The 17,451-nt window shown below is 63.6% G+C and carries 16 protein-coding genes and 4 pseudogenes; 3 read left to right on the forward strand and 17 right to left on the reverse strand.

The features are described 5' to 3' along the window. Positions 1-41: 41 nt before the first annotated feature. Positions 42-1,475: a DHA2 family efflux MFS transporter permease subunit gene (locus FJ428_RS04320; protein ID WP_140878986.1), complete on the reverse strand. Its 1,434-nt coding sequence runs from the start codon at positions 1,473-1,475 to the stop codon at positions 42-44. Between the two features lie 37 nt (positions 1,476-1,512). Between FJ428_RS04320 and FJ428_RS30580 the strand changes: the two are divergent. Beyond that, positions 1,513-1,740: pseudogene (locus FJ428_RS30580) on the forward strand (ornithine cyclodeaminase family protein); the annotation flags it as partial. Then, positions 1,740-2,174: pseudogene (locus tag FJ428_RS04330) on the forward strand (aromatic amino acid lyase); the annotation flags it as partial. The pseudogenes FJ428_RS30580 and FJ428_RS04330, both read left to right, overlap by 1 nt. Here the strand turns inward: FJ428_RS04330 and FJ428_RS04335 are convergent. The 11 genes and pseudogenes from FJ428_RS04335 to FJ428_RS04385 all read right to left on the reverse strand — a co-directional run. Beyond that, positions 2,139-2,939: a 3-methyl-2-oxobutanoate hydroxymethyltransferase gene (locus FJ428_RS04335; protein ID WP_140878987.1), complete on the reverse strand. Its 801-nt coding sequence runs from the start codon at positions 2,937-2,939 to the stop codon at positions 2,139-2,141. The pseudogene FJ428_RS04330 and the gene FJ428_RS04335 sit on opposite strands and share 36 nt — an antisense overlap. A 48-nt stretch (positions 2,940-2,987) precedes the next feature. Next, positions 2,988-3,297, reverse strand: a pseudogene (locus tag FJ428_RS04340) (MocE family 2Fe-2S type ferredoxin). A gap of 28 nt (positions 3,298-3,325) precedes the next feature. After that, the gene (locus FJ428_RS04345; RefSeq protein ID WP_140516296.1) at positions 3,326-4,408 is read right to left on the reverse strand and encodes a fatty acid desaturase family protein; all 1,083 of its coding nucleotides are present in this window, start codon (positions 4,406-4,408) and stop codon (positions 3,326-3,328) included. Positions 4,409-4,493: 85 nt separating this feature from the next. Beyond that, positions 4,494-5,675, reverse strand: a complete 1,182-nt coding sequence (locus tag FJ428_RS04350) for an aldose 1-epimerase family protein (RefSeq protein ID WP_140630778.1) — start codon at positions 5,673-5,675, stop codon at positions 4,494-4,496. Between the two features lie 4 nt (positions 5,676-5,679). Then, positions 5,680-6,456 carry an ATP-binding cassette domain-containing protein gene (locus FJ428_RS04355; protein ID WP_140499887.1) on the reverse strand — a complete coding sequence of 259 codons (777 nt, stop codon included), beginning with the start codon at positions 6,454-6,456 and terminating at the stop codon, positions 5,680-5,682. Positions 6,457-6,458: 2 nt separating this feature from the next. Further along, positions 6,459-7,478, reverse strand: a complete 1,020-nt coding sequence (locus tag FJ428_RS04360) for an ABC transporter permease (RefSeq protein ID WP_181165269.1) — start codon at positions 7,476-7,478, stop codon at positions 6,459-6,461. A 43-nt stretch (positions 7,479-7,521) separates the two neighbouring features. After that, positions 7,522-8,466: a substrate-binding domain-containing protein gene (locus tag FJ428_RS04365; RefSeq protein ID WP_140878988.1), complete on the reverse strand. Its 945-nt coding sequence runs from the start codon at positions 8,464-8,466 to the stop codon at positions 7,522-7,524. A gap of 55 nt (positions 8,467-8,521) precedes the next feature. Then, entirely contained in the window at positions 8,522-9,436 is a 915-nt protein-coding gene (locus tag FJ428_RS04370) for a sugar phosphate isomerase/epimerase (protein WP_140878989.1), read from the reverse strand. A 42-nt stretch (positions 9,437-9,478) separates the two neighbouring features. Then, a complete protein-coding gene (locus tag FJ428_RS04375; RefSeq protein WP_140728481.1) occupies positions 9,479-10,576 on the reverse strand; it encodes a Gfo/Idh/MocA family oxidoreductase in 1,098 nt (365 codons plus the stop codon). Positions 10,577-10,768: 192 nt separating this feature from the next. Further along, positions 10,769-10,894, reverse strand: a complete 126-nt coding sequence (locus tag FJ428_RS30845) for a hypothetical protein (protein WP_263486930.1) — start codon at positions 10,892-10,894, stop codon at positions 10,769-10,771. A gap of 19 nt (positions 10,895-10,913) precedes the next feature. Beyond that, positions 10,914-11,216, reverse strand: a pseudogene (locus FJ428_RS04385) (ATP-binding cassette domain-containing protein); the annotation flags it as partial. Between the two features lie 388 nt (positions 11,217-11,604). Between FJ428_RS04385 and FJ428_RS04390 the strand changes: the two are divergent. Continuing rightward, entirely contained in the window at positions 11,605-12,633 is a 1,029-nt protein-coding gene (locus tag FJ428_RS04390) for a LacI family DNA-binding transcriptional regulator (protein ID WP_140515875.1), read from the forward strand. A gap of 51 nt (positions 12,634-12,684) precedes the next feature. On the opposite strand, the gene FJ428_RS04395 is transcribed toward FJ428_RS04390, so the two are convergent. From FJ428_RS04395 to FJ428_RS04415, 5 genes are read right to left on the reverse strand one after another with little or no spacing between them, the layout of a single operon-like run. Further along, positions 12,685-13,704, reverse strand: coding sequence for an aliphatic sulfonate ABC transporter substrate-binding protein (locus tag FJ428_RS04395; RefSeq protein WP_140728480.1), 1,020 nt, complete (start codon positions 13,702-13,704; stop codon positions 12,685-12,687). 36 nt (positions 13,705-13,740) lie between these two features. Then, the gene (locus FJ428_RS04400; RefSeq protein WP_140521551.1) at positions 13,741-14,640 is read right to left on the reverse strand and encodes an ABC transporter permease; all 900 of its coding nucleotides are present in this window, start codon (positions 14,638-14,640) and stop codon (positions 13,741-13,743) included. A gap of 12 nt (positions 14,641-14,652) precedes the next feature. Then, entirely contained in the window at positions 14,653-15,489 is an 837-nt protein-coding gene (locus tag FJ428_RS04405; RefSeq protein WP_140499899.1) for an ABC transporter ATP-binding protein, read from the reverse strand. A gap of 13 nt (positions 15,490-15,502) precedes the next feature. Next, positions 15,503-15,829: a ferredoxin family protein gene (locus FJ428_RS04410; protein WP_140499901.1), complete on the reverse strand. Its 327-nt coding sequence runs from the start codon at positions 15,827-15,829 to the stop codon at positions 15,503-15,505. Continuing rightward, positions 15,826-17,451 (reverse strand): FAD-binding protein, encoded by a 1,626-nt coding sequence (locus FJ428_RS04415; protein WP_140515883.1) that lies wholly within the window; start codon positions 17,449-17,451, stop codon positions 15,826-15,828. The genes FJ428_RS04410 and FJ428_RS04415 overlap by 4 nt, the downstream gene beginning before the upstream one ends.

The raw sequence follows: 17,451 nt of genomic DNA on the forward strand, positions 1-17,451 counted from the left end.
AAGATGGAATTTAACCCTGCGGTGGATGGGAAAAATCGATTTCAGTTCCCGGCCATGTGGCCGGAAACCTCGGCGCCGGCGGTCCTCGGCAACACCAGGAAACGGAACGACGCCACCAGCCCGATGACGCCGATCACCAGGAAGGTGACTCGAAAATCGACGAGGTCCAGCGCCGGCTGGGCCCTGGCGATCTGCGACAGGTTGAGGATCGCCGCAGCTATCGCCACACCGAACAGCATTGCCACCTGCTGCAGCATCGAGGACAGGGTCGCCGCCGAGCTGCGCTGCGCCGCGGCGATATCGGCGAAGGCCAGCGTGTTCAGCGCCGTGAACTGCATGGAACGCGACAGGCCGGCGATCAGCATCAGCCCCACCACGAGCGCCTGCGGCGTCTGCGGCGAGATCGCCGCGCAGGCCATGATCGATGCGGACGCAATGACGCCGTTGACGACCATCACCGAACGAAAGCCGAAGTGGCGCAGCATCGGCGTCGTCACCGTCTTCATCCCGAGATTGCCGAGGAAATAGGCCAGGATCATCATGCCGGCATCGACCGGGCTCATGCCAAAGCCGACTTGGAACAAAAGCGGCAGCAGGAACGGCGTGGCGTTGATCGCGACGCGGAATATGGTGCCGGCCGCAAGCGTCGAGATGGCGAAGGTCAGCACCTTGAACGAGGACAGGTCGAGCAGCGGATGGGGCGCGCGCCGGAGATGCCGCACCGCCAACCAGCCGATGACGATCCCTGCCGCGACCAGCAGCACCGTCGGCAGCACGCCGTCGTCGGGATGCGCGATACGCTCGAGGCCGCAGAGAAGGCAAGCAAGTCCCGCCGATGTCAGGAAGAAACCCGGCCAGTCGAGTGGCTTGGGATCGGCTTCACGGTCACCGGGGATGAAGCGGGCGACCAGCGCCAGCCCGATCAGCCCAAGCGGGATGTTGATGAAGAAATTCCAGTGCCAGGAGAGATAGGTGGTGATGAAACCGCCAAGCACCGGACCAACGACAGGCGCGAATAGCGCCGGCCAGGTGATGAGCGCGGTTGCGTTGAGCAGTTCCGATTTCGAGGCGTTGCGCAGCACCAGAATGCGGCCGACCGGCGTCATCAATGCGCTGCCCAGCCCTTGCGCGGCGCGCACCGCGACGAACTCGGTGAGATTCTCGGAGAAGCCGCAGGCGAGCGAAGCCAGCGTGAACAGTGCGATCGCCATCAGGAAGATGTTGCGCGCGCCGAACCGGTCGGCGAGCCAGCCCGACAGCGGCACGAACACCGCCATGGTCAGCATGTAGATGGTGATGCCGATGCTCATCGCCACCGCCGGCACGCCGAAGGAGGCACCCATCTGCGGCAGCGACGTCGAGATGATCGTCGAATCCAAGAGCTGCATGAAGAAGGCAATGGCGACGATCAGCGCCACACGCCGCGAATTGCTGGCTGGGTCGGCTAAAACTTCAGTCTCGGGGATGGCAGTCATGACGGACCGCTTTGAACAGCATTTGGCCGGCGACGTCCAGATCCGTGTCCATTCGCGCCGGCCGGAAAAGCCGCGACGGCTTTGCCGCCAGGCTCTCCACCGATCTCGGCAACCCGGTCAAGGCTGTGGCCGACTGGCAAAGTTGCGTCGAGGCGCCGACATCGTCGTCGAGGCCTCGCGGCTGCCGGAACCGCAGCCGCTGCTGAAGACCGAGTGGATCAAGCGTGGCACGCTGGTCGTGCCCTATGGCACGATGAGCGCGGTCCGAAATACCTGTCGCCGGTCGGCGGCGCATCGGCCGGCTTCGTGCCGCTGCAGAAGGCGGTAACATCGATCCTGGCCGCCATCCGCCACAAGGCCAATCCGGTGATGCTCGATTTCCTGCCCGTCTCCGAGGGCGTCGAGGACCATGCCACGCAGACGCCGCTGGCCGTTTCGAAATGCGCCGCCATGATCGCACTGTGGCGCCGGTTGATCGCCTTCGAACTGATGGCGGCCGCCCAGGCCGTCGACCTGCGCGACGGGCAGACGCTGGCGCCGCGCATGGCCGCTATCCATAAGGCGATACGCGCGCTGGTGCCGGCGCTGAAGGAGGATCGGCCGCTCGGCATCGAAGCCGAGGCGCTTCATGCCGCGCTTGTCGATGGGAATTGGCAGCCGATCTTAGCCCCGGCCGACCTTGTCGAGGAACAGACGTAGCTCGGCCGGGTCCATGTGCACCACATGCCTGTCCTCGGGATAGACGCCGCTGTTGACGTCGGCGACATATTCGGAGAATGCGGCCACCCGCTCCGCCTGCAACCGATCATATTCAGCGGCGAAGTTGCGATAGACCTTGGAGTGTCGTGGCATGTGGCCCCGGTTCTGCCCGAGGATATCTTCGGCGAACAGATATTGCGCGTCGCAACCGGTGCCCGCGCCCATCGACAGCATGATCAGCGAGGTACGCTCGGAGATCGCCTTGGCGACCTCGACCGGCACCACTTCGATTTCGGCGCCGATGGCGCCGGCGGCCTCGAGCTGTTTCACCGCTTCGAACACCTGCATGGCGGCGCCGGCGGTCTTGCCCACCGCCTTGAAGCCGCCGGTCCACGTCACGCGGGATGGAATGAGGCCGACATGGCCGATGACGGGGATGGCATCGTCCGCCATCCGCTTGATGGTGGCGTAGCCCGCGCTGCAATAGACCGCGTCGGCGCCGGCCTTGTAGAGCCGGAAAGCCCAACGCAGGAAATCATCCGATGTGCCGATTTCGTAGAAATTGTCTCCCGGCATGGTGAACAGGCTCGGTGCCGCATCGCGGTATTGCGGGTTGAGCACGAGTTCCGGCGGCACGGAGACGATATCGACCCCTGCCCGCTCGGCAGCTTCCGCCTCGTCCAGGGTCAGCACGCGCAGCATGGTCAGCTGACGCTTGCCTTTCATGGCGCGCAGGTCGGCAACGGTCGGTCTCTTTCGGCTCATAAACGTCCCTCTTTTGCTTGCCGCGGTGCCGGATCGGTTTGCCGCGCTTTAGATCTCGATCATCACCTTGCCAGCTTCGATCTTCACCGGATAGGTCGCAAGATTGACGCAGACCGGCGCGCCCTTGGCCTGGCCGGTCTTATAGTTGAAGCGGCCATTGTGCTTTGGACATTCGATGATGTCGTCCATCACCAGCGTCGGCGAGATGTGCCTTCTCATGCGTGCAGAAACCGTCGGTGGCGAAGAATTCATTGTCCGGGGAGCGATAGATCGCGAAGGTTCGGCCACCGTGGTCGAAGCGGATGACATCCTCTTCCTCGACATCGTCCACCGCACACGCTTCAATCCAATCGACCATCTCTGTCTCCCGCAACCATTCGCGATCCTTATTCAGCCGCCGCCGACATGTCGAACTCATGGAATTCGCCGCGATAGGGCCTGGCCGTCGGCGGCAGCTCGCGCTTGAGGTAGTAGTCCTCGTATTTCAGCTGCCTGAGCAGGACCGGCCAGACCTCGCGATAGGCATGCCACATCGACGGGTTCGGCACGGGCAGGTCGTGCTTGATCAGCTCATGCAGCCTGGGCAGCGCATGATAGGGCACCATCGGGAACATGTGGTGCTCCACATGATAGTTCATGTTCCAGTAGATGAACCGGCTGATCGGGTTCATGTAAACGGTGCGCGTGTTGAGCCGGTGGTCGACGACATTGTCGGCCAGCCCGATATGCTGCAGCAGGCCGGTGGTCACCATGTGCCAGGTGCCGTAGAGGCGCGGCAAACCAATCAGCACCACCGGTATCCATGACCTGAGGACGACCGCGACAGCGATCGTCGCAATGTACACGGCAACATGCCACCGCGCGGCCGTCACGGCCTTTGCCCATTCCATTTCCGGAACATAGCTCTTCTCCTCGTCGGACAGCTTGCCGAACGCCTGACGCACGAGCGTCGGCAGCGAATAGCGGAAATCGAGGATGCCGGTGAAGGCCAGCGCCGCCTTCAACAGGTCCGGCGGCCGCATGACGGCGATCTCGGCGTCGCGGCCGACGATGATGGTGTCGGTGTGGTGGCGGGCATGGCTCCAGCGCCATTGCACTGGATTGCGCATCAGCATGAAGGAGGCGATGTGGTACACGACATCATTCATCCAGCGCGTGCGGAAGGCCGTGCCATGGCCGCATTCGTGCCAGCGCGAGTCACTCGACGAGCCGTATAGCACGCCGTAGACGAACAGGAACGGCACCACCCACCATGAGCCCCAGAACCAGATAATGCCGGCGGCCGAGCCCAGGATCGCAACAATCCAGATGATGGTGTCGCGGATCGCCGGCCCGTCGGAACGCTGCATCAGCTCCTTCATCACCTTGCGGGGGACATCGGTGTGGTACCATTCGGCGGAGGCCAGGCCGGTCTCGATCGCGGCCCTGGTGCTTTCACCGACCAGGCTGTAATCCCGCTTTTTTGCCATCGTCTTCACACGGGCCTCCAAACTTCTCGCACCGCTCGCAATCCGGCCCGCCGGCCGGAGGGCTTGCTTTGAATACATGTCGCGCTCATGCCGGGCCCGCCAGTCTCCGGAAATTGCCGGAGGGCCGAGGATAATCCTGTTCGGGCTGGCGGGCGATTGCCGCAATCCTGTCTTCGGCGCCGGCGATAGCTTCCCTGCCGTCCAGGACCCGGAACACGGCATCGTAGGCGCGGCCTTCGTCATGCTCCAGCCAGATCATCTCGCCGCGTTCGCGCGCGGCGAGATCGCCGAGCACATGATGCGTCGATGGCTCGATACCCAGCGCATACTGTCCGGCCTGGAAATTCTGCCATTGATAGGCGCAAGGCAGCTGATCTTTCCGCGTCACCATTTCGAAGCCGAGGCCGAGCCGGTCGTTGACCACCGCCACTGGTACCTCGCCCTTTCCATCGGCGTCCATTTCATGCTGCCAGACCTGTTCGCTGAACCCCATTCGCGGTTCCGGCACGGTGCGGTAGCCGACCTTCTGCGCCTCATAGCGCTCGCCGGCATGGCCGGCCCAAACCACGTCGCGGATTGGCGCGAGGTAGCGCGAGCCCTCGTCAAGCAGGGGATGACTGACATTCACATGGTAGAAATACATATGCGGCGTGCGATTGAAGCCATGGTTCACGACGCGGTCGGACAGCCGGATCTCGTTGCCGCCGACATCCGCCTCGATCCGCCGGATCAGATGCAGATCCTCGCCGAACACCGCCGATTGCTGCACGATGCCTTCCGCCCACAGCACGCAGCGGTCGCCGTCCCACGCCTCACCGTAGCCGGTCAGCCGTGCCGGGATGGTGCCGACACGGCCATGCAGCGAATGGATCACGGTCTTCTTGCCGGGATAGTTGTAGTTCTCGGCCGGCACCTCTTCCCGACCCAGTATATGGTCGAGGCCGCAGGTGACCAGCAAACCGGAAAAGGAGCGTGCCCAGGCCAGCCCCCCTTCCCCCTCATAGTCGTGAAGACCGGGGTTGCGAAAACCGCCCGGCGAGTGCCAGCCGATCGCCTGGCCCTTGAAGTCGCAATCGGCGATGTCGAGCGCGCGGTCGACGAGTGCGGTGAAGCGCAGGCCGGAGCCGGTGCGGAACTCCAGCATGCGGACACCGCGCTCCACCCCGTCGCCGAGCGTCATCAGCCGCACGCCGGCGAACTGCGACAGCATGCCGGAGCGTTCCGAGACCTGCCGGCGCGAGAGCGTCTTGCCGTAAAGCTCTACCATGCCGTCACTGCGCCCTCTTCATCAGAGCCGACAGGTCGGCGCCGGTGATGATGCTTTCCACGGTCAGCAGATCGGTATCGGCGACCGTCTGCTCGGCAACGATCTCGCCGCGGCGCATGACGATGATGCGGTCGGCAACCTCGAACACGTGATGGATGTTGTGGGTGATGAGCAGCACCGAATGGCCGGCCTGACGCATCTCCTTGACGAAGCGCAGCACGCCATGGGTTTCCTCGACGCCGAGATTGTTGGTCGGCTCGTCGAGGATAATCACCTTGGCGGCGAACTGCATGGCCCGCGAAATGGCGATCGACTGGCGCTCGCCGCCCGACAGCGTTGAGACCAGCGCGTCGGCGTCGAGTTTCTTCGAGATGCCGACGCGCTTCAGCAGGGAGGAGGCAGCATCGCGCAGCTTGGCGAGATCGAGCGGCGCAAACACGCCCAACCATTTGAAATTGACCGGTTCGCGGCCGAGGAAGAGGTTGCGCGCGATACTGAGATCCGGCGCCAGCGACGTATCCTGGTGGATGGTCTCGATGCCGAGATCCATCGCGTCGCGCGTCGAGCGGATCGAAACCTTCTGCCCGCGCACATAGATGTCCCCGCGATCGACCGGGAAGACGCCGGAGATCGCCTTGATCAGCGTCGATTTGCCGGCGCCATTGTCGCCGAGCAGGGCCACTATCTCGCCTTCTCTCAGCGTCAGCGAGGCATTCTTCAGCGCGCGCACGCTGCCGAAGGATTTTTGCAGGTTCTGCAGCCGAAGCACTTCTTGCATCATAGTCAGCTCCTTGCCGCGTTTTTCTGCAGCAAAGCATGCAGGATGAGCATGGCGAGGATGATCACGCCGACGAAGATGTTGTAGGCGAGGCCGGGCACGCCGACGAGCACGATGCCGTTGCGGATGGCGCGCAGCATCAGCGCGCCGACGATGGTGCCCAGGATGGTGCCACGCCCGCCGGTCAGCGCCGTGCCCCCGACCACCACCATGGCGATCACTTCGAGCTCATAGCCTGTGCCAGCCACCGGCGAAGCGGCCGAAATACGAAAGGCGCTGATCATGCCGGCAAGCCCGGCCAGCACCGAGGTGGCGATGAACAGCCATATCTTGACGGCGTCCGCCGGCACGCCGCGGGCCACTGCCGCGTTGCGGTTGGAACCGATGGCGCTGATCCAGTTGCCGAGCTTGGCATAGCGCAGGACGTAGATTGCCAGCAACGACAGGCCGACGAACCACCACAGCGAGGTGTAGAAGCGGAACGAGCCGATATTGAAGCTGCCGGCAAGCAGCGTCACGAAGAAGCCAGGCTGGTCCCACGACTTCAGCGGGAAACCCTGCGTGATGTAGAGGGCCGCGCCGCGCACGATCAGCAGCATGGACAGGGTCACCAGGAATGACGAGATGCCGATCTTGGTGACGATCACCCCATTGATCGCCCCAATCGCGATGCACAGTAAAAGTCCAGCCAGAAGGGCGACGCCGATATCCACCCCGCCGTTCTGCACCAGAAGCATCACGACCACTGGCGCCAGGCCGAATACGGCACCGACCGACAGGTCGAACTCGCCGGCCGTCAGAAGCAGCGTCATGCCGAGCGCGATGATGCCGAGCTCGGGCAGGAACGCCATCATGTTGGAGATGTTGAGCGGCGACAGGAAATTGCCGTCCGCGATCGCGAATACCACGAGAAGGACGACGAGGATGATGAACGAGGAAAATTGCGGCGAGCGCATCAGCCTCGACCTGCTCCTGGCGCTTGCTGCGCCCTCTTCCGCGGTGACTGCCATGACGTTCTGAACCATGCTGTTTGCAGGCGCCCGCCGCCGGCGCGGCGGGCGTCCATTTTCACTTCTTGTCGTAGAGTTTGAGGATCGGCTCGACGCTCGACGCGTCGTAGAGACCGAAAGTGTGGATGTCGTAGCCGATTGGCTCGCCCGAGGCGGCAAGCCCGAGCAGTGCTACCGGCATGAAGCCCTGCGCCGATGGGTACTGCCAGGCCGCAGCGTTGACGAAACCGTCCTTGACGGCTTGCGCCGTCTCCTTCGAATTGCCCCAGCCGACGACCGGGATTTTGCCTGCCGGCACGCCGGCGCCGTCGAAGACCCGCTTGACGCTGGCCGCCACGGAATCGCCGAGCGCGATGATCGCCGGCGGATTGTTGGCAACCATATAGTCGGTCATCTTGGCGATGATGCCGGCCGGATCGGTGCCGCAATCGACCACGTCATATTTGATGCCGAGCGGATCGAAAACGCTGGCGATGCCTTCGGTCTCGAGCTGCTGGTAGCTTGCGCCGGGGACTTCGACCGGCAGAAAGACCTTGTCACCCTGCTTCACCATTTTGTGGTCGACAAGATACTTTGCCCAGATCGTGCCGGCCTCCTTCAGGTCGGCGCCGACATAGGCCTGCCGCCCCGTCGCCGGATCGTCGGTGTTGAAGAACACGATCGGGATGCCGGCGGCCTTCGCCGCCTTGACCTCCTCGGTCCACAGGCCAGGCTGCGCCGAGGTGGTGGCGATGCCATCGGGCTTGGCGGCAAGCGCGGAATTGAAGGCTTCCTTCTGCGCCGCCATGTCGCCGCCGCTGAAGGAGATCTTGCAGGTCACCTTGAGCTGGTCGCAGGCCTTTGTGGCGCCGGCGTTCCAGTCGATCCAGAACGCATCCGACGGGCCGCCATGGGACAGTAGATAAAAGGTCTTCTGGCCGTCCTGTGCCTGCGCGGCCGACCCGAACGCGATGCCGGCAAGCACAGTCGCGGCGGCCGCCAATTTCAATGCAAATTTCAACATTGCTTTCCTCCTTGTTTGGAGCCGTGCCGCCATGCACAGGCGGCGCGGCCGGCCGTCACAGGCTGTTGGCGCGGAACTTCCCGTCGAGGAATGTCTTGGCGCGCGGCACGTCGTCTTCCGACAGGTGCTCGATGATGACCGGAATGTTCGGGTGCTTCTCGGCAAGCCGCTGAAGATAAAGGTCGTAGTTGAGCGAGCCGAGGCCGGGCGCCGGCAGTTCGATCTCGCCGACGCCGCGGAAGGTGTGGCTTTCCATGGCATCCTCATCGCCGATGTCGGCGTGCTTTTCCGACTTGTCGCTGCCCGAGCGCTTGACGTCCTTGGCATGCGCTATCTTGATTTTGTCCGTCAACGTGTCGAACACCTGGTTCAGGATCTGGTCCATTCTGTCGATGTTGTGCGTCTCGAAGTAGTTGGTCGGGTCCATCAAGAGGCCCAGGCCGGGATGGTCGACCTGCGCGAACATTTTGACCGTCTCCTCGACCGAGCCGACGACGTTGTTGACATAGGTTTCGAGCAGGAAGACCGCGCCATGGTCATAGGCGGTCTGGGCAAGGTCAGCGATCACCTTGCGGCATTCCTCGAACCCCTCCTCGGTCTTGTTCTTGGGGTGGTGCACCCAGTCGGATTCGGTGTTGTAAGTGCCGGTTTCCGAGATCACGTAGGGCGAGCCGAAATGGCGGGCGTTGCGGATGATCTCCTTGAGGTAGCCGACGCGCTTGTCGCGCTCTGCCTTGTCGGGATGGATGATGTTGGTGTAGCCCGACACGCAGCAGACCGGCAGGTTGTGGTCGCGGAAGACATCGCGCACGGTCTTGGCCTTGTCCTTGGTGATCTGCCCGGCCGACAGGTCGATATCCCTGAAATGCAGGTCGAGCTGCACCGTGTTGAAACCGAGCCCGCGGATCTTCTTCGCCGTCTCTTCGAGGCCGTACGGGAAATAGCCCGTGAAAATACCTGCCTGCATCATGGTGTGAATTCCTCCCTGTAAGCGATTCAGTTACCAGTGATTTCAATTGATCGGGTTTGTCGAGATTTCGGAAAGCTTGACCGTGCGGCCCGAAGCGATCGAGCGGTAACCCGCCTCTACCAGCGCCATGGTCTTGACGTTGTCGGCGACGGAAAGCGCCGGTGGCGTGCCTGTCTTCACCGCGTGCTGGAGTTGTTCCATCACGCCGATGAAAGCATGCGGGAACCACATCGTGTCCCAGCTTGGGCTCACCCACTCGCCATCCGTCGTCTCGGCCGAGGCATAGGTGAGCGTGGAGGCCGCACCGGTCGGCCAGCCGATCGTGCCCTTGGCGACGCCCTTGGTCCCGTCGACGCGCCAGTTGATGTGCTGGTCGTCCTTGTAGCCTTCCTGGCGTGGGCCGGACCAGACATCCTCGAGCGACACGGCAAGCACGCCGGACGGGAAGCGCAGCGTCGAGACGGTGATGCCGTCGGTGTGTTCGAAAGTCGTGCGCGGATCCTTGCGCGTCAGCGTGGTGATCTCATCGGGATCGCCGAACAGGAAACGCAGCACGTCGAGATGATGCACGCTCATATTGGCAAGCGTCAGCCGGTCGTACTCCTCGAGGAAGCCTTGCCAGTGCGGGATCGCATGCATGTCGATCTGCGCGAAGACGACGTCGCCGAGCGCGCCGCTGTCGATGATCTGCTTCAGCACGCGCATCGACTGGTCGTAGCGCATGTTCTGGTTGACCGAGAGGATCTTGCCCGCCTTCGCCGCCTCGTCGCGCAGCTTCACCGCTTCCTCGACCGACAGCGCCAGCGGCTTCTGCGCCAGGATTGCCTTGATGTGCTTCTGCTTCAGCGCGTGGCGGATCAGCGCCGGCTGCTGGTCCGGCGGGAAAGCCAGGTCGATGATCTCGACTTGCGGATCCTCGATCAGTCGTTCCGGCGTGTCGTGGACGGTCGGAATGCCCCAGCGCGTGGCGACCTTCTGCGCATTCGCCCTTGTACGCGAAGCGATCGCCACGACAGGAAAGCCTGCTTCCCTATAGGCCGCGAGATGGCATTCGGCCATGATCATGCCGGCGCCGACGCAGCCGATCTTGAATTCCCTGGTGCGAACCTTCACGTCCGGCTCGAAGCCTTTGCCTGCCATGTCTTCCTCCCGAAACTCTTTCCTTGCGTCCGCTGTCACAACGCGCCTCCGCCTTGAGCGAAATAATGCACTCTGGCCGACACGCAGGATATCGCCACCATCGCATCGGGCCTGATCTCGGGCTGGCCGCGCAACAGGGCCCTCAGCTGCGGTGAGGGGTAGCGCCGACCTGCAGAAATCTGCACGAACAACTCAGTCTCCTGTCTTGACGGCAAAACCGGTGGCAGCATCGAACCCACTCACCGACGCCGCCTCTGGCGCAACGGCGGCGGTCTGCCCGATCGCCAGCCCGACATCATTCTCGAACACCGCCTTCATCGCACCCTCACCTTGGCCGAGACAGCCGGTCGGCCTTGCGATCGGGAGGTGGGGTCAGCTGCGGCATTTCGGCAATGGCGCCGTCACGACGGTCGATCTCGGCCTTCGCCGCCCCCCGTATTCTGGGGCCGTAGGCGAGATTCCGGCGCACCGTCATATGGGTGAAGATGGCGTAGTTCTGGAACACGAACCCAACACCACGGCGGCCCATCGGCACGCCGGCCATGTCGCGCTCGCCAAACAGGATCTTGCCGCTGGTCGGCTCCTCCATGCCGGCGATCATGTTCATGGTCCTCGACTTGCCGCAGCCGGACGGCCCGAGCGGCGTCGCGACATCCGGATCAGATCAGACATTGGAATTCCTCCCTCAGGACCAATGTTTCCTCCACAGCCCATGAGGGACATTGACGGCAGTACGGGAAGGCTGTCAACATCATAAATAATCAAAACACCTCACAACATCGCAACGAGGCAGGGAAATGCGTCATACGGAGATCCATCTAGCGCTCATGATGCCTCGATTTGATGGGAAATCTATTTTCCCATGCCGACGCGATCCTGCCGGGCGATCTGATTTAGGCTGGCTGCTTGCGCATCGGCCAAGGCCGGATACATCATTTCCCATCAGAATCGCGGATGGCGAAGAGCAGTCGCCACCCGGCCGGCGGTCGGCATTGCGTGATCCTGATGCATTGAGGAGATGAAAGACGGTGCGTTCCACCCTGACTGACATAGCCCGGGAAGCCGGCGTTTCCGCCGCCACCGTCGACCGTGTTCTCAACAACCGTCCGGGTGTGCGGGCGCGCACGCGCGAAATCGTGCTCGAAATGGCGCGGCGTCTTGGCTACATCGCCGAAGGCGCGAACGGGGCACCTCTCAAGCCCTTGTCCGGCGATGTCATCCGGCTCGACTTCGCGCTGCCGGCCGGCACCAATTCCTTCATCAAGATGCTGCATCGCCACATCGAAGCCCAAGCCTTGGCGCGGCCGGATCTCGATGTCCATATCGCCACCATTGAGGGTTTCAATCCCGACCGGCTCGCACGCCTTTTGCAGGATCTGCGCGGCCAGACGCAGGGCGTTGGAGTCATCGCGCTCGACCATCCAACGGTGCGCGAGGCGATCCGCTCGCTGTCGGCCAACGACGTCAAGGTGGTGACAATCGCCTCCGACATCCTGCATGTGCCAAGGGTCGCGTATATCGGCATCGACAACCGCGCCGCCGGGCGCCTGGCCGGCTATCTGCTCAACCGTTTCATGGGGTCGGAACGTCCTGGCAAGGTGGCGCTGTTCGCCGGCTCGCTCTCCTATCGCGGCCATGAGGAACGCGAGATGGGATTCCGGCACATATTGGCCGAGGAATCGCCCAATCTGGAGATCGTCGAAATGCGCGAGATGCTTGACGACCGCGAAAAGGCCTATTCGGAGGCATCAGCCCTTCTGGAGCGGCACCCCGACCTGGCCGCGATCTACAATGTCGGCGCGGGCAACACCGGCATTGCCCGCGCGCTCAAGGAGCGCGGCCGTGCGATATCGATGGTTTTCCTCGGCCATGAGGTAACCGAAGGCACCAAGGAGCTTCTGCTCGACGGCACGCTCGACGCGGTCATCGACCAGAACCCGCGCGTCGAAGCGCGCGAAGCGCTCAACACCTTGACCCATGCGGTCCGGAGACTGCCTTACGAATTGCACCAGCCGAGGCTCCAGGTGATCTTCAAGGAGAACATCCCGGAGATCTGACACTCTCTGAAATGGAGCGGCGCCGGAACCCCTGCCCGTTCAGCACGCCCGCTACTGGCCGGCCGCGACTTCCGCGCCGGCCGCGTCGACAAAGCTCTTGTCGATCCATTTGCCGTAGTCGATCGAGCCCTTCAAAAGCCCGGCACCGGCCATGAATTTCTCTTCGCCCTTGAGCGCCTCGATCGCATCGTCGGTCAGCCTCGGATCCTGGTGAAAGACGCCGTCCGCATAGGTCTTGCGTACCGATTTCTCCGACGACTTGGTCGCCTCGACGAATGTCTTGATCGTCTCGTCGGGATGGGCATCGGCCCAGCGCGAAATCTCGATGTCGACCTTCAGCAGCCGCTTGACCAGGTCGGGATATTTCGCCGCGAAGGCGCCGTTGACCGAAATGACGTTCGGCACGTTCCATTCCGGATGGGTGCTGGTGTCGAAGAGCACCCGTGCCTCGCCGGTGTCGACCAGCTTGGCCGCGGTCGAATCCGTTTCGACGAGGGCGTCGATGTCGCCGCGCAGCAGTGCCGGGCCGGATGCCTCGAAAGGCAGGTTCAATCCCTCGACATCACCGGTCGTCAGGCCGACGCTGTTCAGCGCTTTGCTGAAATTCGAGTGCCGCACCGTACCGGTGAGATAGGCGACCTTCTTGCCTTTGAGGTCCTGCAGCGTCTTCAGTGGAGAGTCGGATTTGACCACGATATACGAGCCGCCCGACCGCACATAGCTCGACAGGCCAATCAGCTTGACATCGGCGCCGGAGGCGGCGACGCGCAACGCGGGATTGTTGCCGGTATAGGTGAATTCGATGGCACCTGTCGCAAGCGCCGTCGTCGCCTCGGAGCCGCCATTGAAGGTGACAAGTTCGACCTTGATGCCGTCCTTGGCGAACTCCTTTTCCCACCAGCCGTCCTTCTGTGCGAGGACGAATTTGAGGTGCCCCGGCGCGGTGCTGCCGATGCGGATGAATTCGGGCTTGTCCTGCGCGAAGGCGGGCATGCCGCCAAGGCCGATGACGACGGCAATGGCGCCCTTCAGGAACAGCCGGCGAAATCCGTCGAATGCAATGTTGGACATGAGGAACATCCTTGCTGATTGGAATGAGTGAACGGCTCAGATGAGCGAGGACTCGGACTGGCCTTTCCAGGCGGTCGCCCAGCGCTCGAACCAGACGAGCAAATAGTTGACGGTGAGCCCGATGACGGTCAGCGTCAGGATGCCGGCATACATGTCCGCCGTTTCCATCATCAACTGCGAGTTCTGAATAAGGAAACCGAGGCCGGATTTGGCCGCCAGCATCTCGGCGCCGATCACCGCGAACAGCGACGACTTCACCGCCAGCCTTGCGCCGGCGACAACAGAGGGGATGCTGGCCGGCAGGATAACCTTCCGGAACAGGTCGAAGTCGGACGTACCCATCGAGCGCGCCGCCTTGATCAGCAGCGGATCGACCGACTTGACGCCGCTGATCGTGTTGACCAGCAGAAAGAAGACCGAGGAGTAGAAGGTGATCGCCACCTTCGATTCCTCGCCGATGCCGAGCAAAAGGATGAACACCGGAAGCAGCGCGAATTGCGAGGTGTTGCGCAGCGTCTGCACAAGCAGGTCAGAGACCTTCTCGAACAGCGAGTAGCGCCCCATCAGCAGGCCGAGCGGAATGGCCACCACCACGCCGAGAGCGAAGCCGATCACAGCGCGCTGCAGGCTGATGCCGATATGTTCGACCAGAACGCCCGAGGCGAGCAGGTTCCACCAAGCGACCAGCACCTCGCTCAGCGGCGGAAAGAAGATGCGGTTCAACCAGCCGAGCCGTGGCGCGATTTCCCACACGAGAAAGAACAGGCCGAGCAGCGGCAAGCCGTAAAGGAAAGTCCCGTGGCTCGTCCCTTTGCGCCGGACCTTGGCACTGTGGGCGGTGATGGCCGGGACTCTTGCGGCGGCCGCCGTCTCGCCGGCGCCGGCAAACAGATGAAGAGCGCCGGCAGGGCCGAACTTTTCGGTAAGATAAGCCATGGCTCTACCTCCTCAATGACTGAAGGCTGGCGACAGCGTCCAGTCCTTTTGCGCCTTGTTGACCTCATCGCGCAGCGCGTCCCAGACGCGGCCGCGATATCCGTTGAATCCGGCGCTGGCGCGGATGTCCCCGTCGCGCGGCCGTGGCAGGTCGATGTCTATGATCTCCTTCACCGCGCCCGGCCGCGCCGTCATCACCACCACGCGGTCAGCGAGGAAGATTGCCTCGTCGATCGAATGGGTAACGAAGATCACTGTTGTCTTGATCTTGCCCCAGATCCGCAGCAACTCGCCCTGCAGGAGCTCGCGCGTCTGCTGGTCGAGTGCGGCGAAGGGTTCATCCATCAAAAGCACTTCCGGGTTGCTCGCCAAGGCGCGGGCGATCGCCACGCGCTGCTGCATGCCCCCGGAGAGCTGGTTGGGGAAACGGTCCTCAAAACCGGCAAGACCGAACAACGATAACAAATGGCGCGCCGTCACCGTGCGCTCGGCCTTGGCGACGCCACGCACCTCCAGCGCGTATTCGATGTTGGCCAGCGCCGTGCGCCAGGGAAACAGCGCATATTGTTGGAAGACATAGCCGGTCTTAGGATCCGGCCTGGTGATGCGCCGGCCGTCGAGCTGGACATCGCCGCCGCTCGCCTGCGTCAGCCCGCCGATGATGTCGAGCAGCACAGATTTGCCCGAGCCGCTCGGGCCGACCAAAGTGATGAACTCGCCTTTGCGGATCGAAAGATCGACGCCGTCGAGCACGGTGACGCGGTCGGTCTCCTCGCCGTCGACGGTGACGAACTGCCCCGGCTTGAGCAGAAAGGTCTTCTTGATATCGCTGACGACGATGCGGTCCATGTCCTGTCGCTTCCTATTGCGCCACGCGGATGCGGTGCGTCGGGTCGAATTCAGAGCCGCCGGCCTTGCCGCGCTTCCAGCCGAGCGCGCGGGCGTAGCCGCCGAACAGTTGACGTGCCTCGACCTGCGCTTCCGTGATGCCGGTCGGCCCCTCGGCGAACTCGGCCACGTAAAGCGCGTCGGTCGGGCAGTAGATTTCACAGAGAAAGCAGGTCTGGCAGTCGTCCTGACGGGCGATCACAGGCGCGCCGTCCTTGGTAGCGTCGAACACATTGGTCGGGCACACCTTGACGCAGATGTCGCATTCGACGCAGCGCGCGGCCGAGACGATCTCGATCATGACGCCAGCTCCGCCAGGCGCTCCGGCGCCCCGGCAATGCGGAAGTCGTCGACGCCGGTGATGACCAGCCGATGCGCGAGGGCCGGGTTCTTGCCCTGCAGATCGGTGCGCCGATGCATGCCGCGGCTTTCTGTCCGATGCAGCGCGGCCGCCACCGACCAGCGCCCCGCGGCGGCGATCGACGCCGCCTCGCGCGCGCGGACCCGGTCCACCCCTTCGCCCCGCAGATGGTCGCGCACGTCGCGCCAGACACTCTCCAGCCGCCCCCGGCTTTTCTCCAAGCTCTCGCCGTTGCGGAAGAAATTTTTGTCGAGCGGCGTCACCTCGTTGCGCACCGCCTCGATGACCTCGCCTGCAGCGATGTCGGCACGCGGCGAGGCCGCCGGGCGCAGGCCGGCCTGGCCGAGTGGTTCGACGGTGTCGCGGAACGCCCTGCCGCCGCGACGCTTCGAATGGGTCGAGGCGCCCTTGCCCGCCCACCAGCCGCTGGCCAGCGCCCAGGAGGAATTGACGGCGCCGCCGCCCGATACCGCTCCGGTCATGATCTCGCGGCTGGCGGCGTCGCCTGCGACATAGAGGCCGGGCACGCCGGTGGCGCAGTCGTCGGAGACGATGTCGATGCCGCCGGTACCGCGTACCGTGCCTTCGGCGCGCAGGGTGATGCGGAACAGCTCGGTGAATGGATCGACACCGGCGCGGTCATAAGGCACGAAGCAGTTCGGCTGCCCTTGGCGCAACCAGCCTTGCAGCGCTGGTTCCGCTTGATCGAGGCGCGCATAGACCGGTCCCCCGATCAATGCGCGCGCCACCTCGTCCTCGCGGTCGCCGATGCCGTTGCGCAGCGGCTCACCGGCAGGGCCCAGGATCGGCGATCCATCCTCGCGATGGAACGAGGCCCAGCGGAACGGCAGCCCCTTGTTCAGCGAAGATCCGAAGGGCGCCAACGTGTATTTGCCGGTAAACTCCATGCCCGACAGGCTGGCGCCGGCCTCCGCCGCCATCAGATAGCCGTCGCCGGTCAGTCCAGTCCCGCCGAGGATGCGCTCACGGAAAGCGCAGCCGCCGGTCGCCAGCACCACTGCGTTGGCGTCGACGCGCCAGTCCTGGCCGGCCTGCCGGCCGATACCGGCCGCGCCTACGACGGCATCGCCATCCGACAGGAGTTCCAGCGCCGGATGATGGTCGAGCACGGTAACGCCAGCCAGAAGCACACGGCGGCGCATGAAGCGCATGTAGTCGGGCCCGCGCAGATTGGCGATGTAGAGCCGGCCGTCATCCTCGCTCGGGAACGGATAGCCCCACTCGGAAAGCCTGAGCAGGTTGCGATAGGCCGTGTCTACGCAGCGCAGCATCCAGCGCTGGTCCGCAAGCTCGCCGGTGCGCTGCCAGCGTCGCTCGACCACCGCATGCCTGTTGTCGCCCGGCGGTACGCACCAGGTACCCGTATTGGACGGCGCGGTGGCGCCGCTGGTGCCGAGATAGCCCTTGTCGGCCAGCACCACCTGCGCGCCGCTTTCGGCAGCGGCGACCGCCGCCCAGGCTGCGGACGGGCCTCCGCCCAGCACGAGCACGTCGGTCTGGAGTTGCAGCCTGTCGGACGCGGATTTTTGAGGCATGGACAT

Origin of the sequence: Mesorhizobium sp. B2-8-1, assembly GCF_006440955.1 — a bacterium.
Classification (GTDB): domain Bacteria; phylum Pseudomonadota; class Alphaproteobacteria; order Rhizobiales; family Rhizobiaceae; genus Mesorhizobium.

Excerpts from the sequence above, each read along its gene's own strand:
- FJ428_RS04320 (WP_140878986.1), bottom strand. The coding sequence starts at position 1,475 with ATGACTGCCATCCCCGAGACTGAAGTTTTAGCCGACCCAGCCAGCAAT.
- FJ428_RS04335 (WP_140878987.1), bottom strand. The coding sequence starts at position 2,939 with ATGAGCCGAAAGAGACCGACCGTTGCCGACCTGCGCGCCATGAAAGGC.
- FJ428_RS04345 (WP_140516296.1), bottom strand. The coding sequence starts at position 4,408 with ATGGCAAAAAAGCGGGATTACAGCCTGGTCGGTGAAAGCACCAGGGCC.
- FJ428_RS04350 (WP_140630778.1), bottom strand. The coding sequence starts at position 5,675 with ATGGTAGAGCTTTACGGCAAGACGCTCTCGCGCCGGCAGGTCTCGGAA.
- FJ428_RS04355 (WP_140499887.1), bottom strand. The coding sequence starts at position 6,456 with ATGATGCAAGAAGTGCTTCGGCTGCAGAACCTGCAAAAATCCTTCGGC.
- FJ428_RS04360 (WP_181165269.1), bottom strand. The coding sequence starts at position 7,478 with ATGGTTCAGAACGTCATGGCAGTCACCGCGGAAGAGGGCGCAGCAAGC.
- FJ428_RS04365 (WP_140878988.1), bottom strand. The coding sequence starts at position 8,466 with ATGTTGAAATTTGCATTGAAATTGGCGGCCGCCGCGACTGTGCTTGCC.
- FJ428_RS04370 (WP_140878989.1), bottom strand. The coding sequence starts at position 9,436 with ATGATGCAGGCAGGTATTTTCACGGGCTATTTCCCGTACGGCCTCGAA.
- FJ428_RS04375 (WP_140728481.1), bottom strand. The coding sequence starts at position 10,576 with ATGGCAGGCAAAGGCTTCGAGCCGGACGTGAAGGTTCGCACCAGGGAA.
- FJ428_RS30845 (WP_263486930.1), bottom strand. The coding sequence starts at position 10,894 with ATGAAGGCGGTGTTCGAGAATGATGTCGGGCTGGCGATCGGGCAGACC.
- FJ428_RS04395 (WP_140728480.1), bottom strand. The coding sequence starts at position 13,704 with ATGTCCAACATTGCATTCGACGGATTTCGCCGGCTGTTCCTGAAGGGC.
- FJ428_RS04400 (WP_140521551.1), bottom strand. The coding sequence starts at position 14,640 with ATGGCTTATCTTACCGAAAAGTTCGGCCCTGCCGGCGCTCTTCATCTG.
- FJ428_RS04405 (WP_140499899.1), bottom strand. The coding sequence starts at position 15,489 with ATGGACCGCATCGTCGTCAGCGATATCAAGAAGACCTTTCTGCTCAAG.
- FJ428_RS04410 (WP_140499901.1), bottom strand. The coding sequence starts at position 15,829 with ATGATCGAGATCGTCTCGGCCGCGCGCTGCGTCGAATGCGACATCTGC.
- FJ428_RS04415 (WP_140515883.1), bottom strand. The coding sequence starts at position 17,451 with ATGTCCATGCCTCAAAAATCCGCGTCCGACAGGCTGCAACTCCAGACC.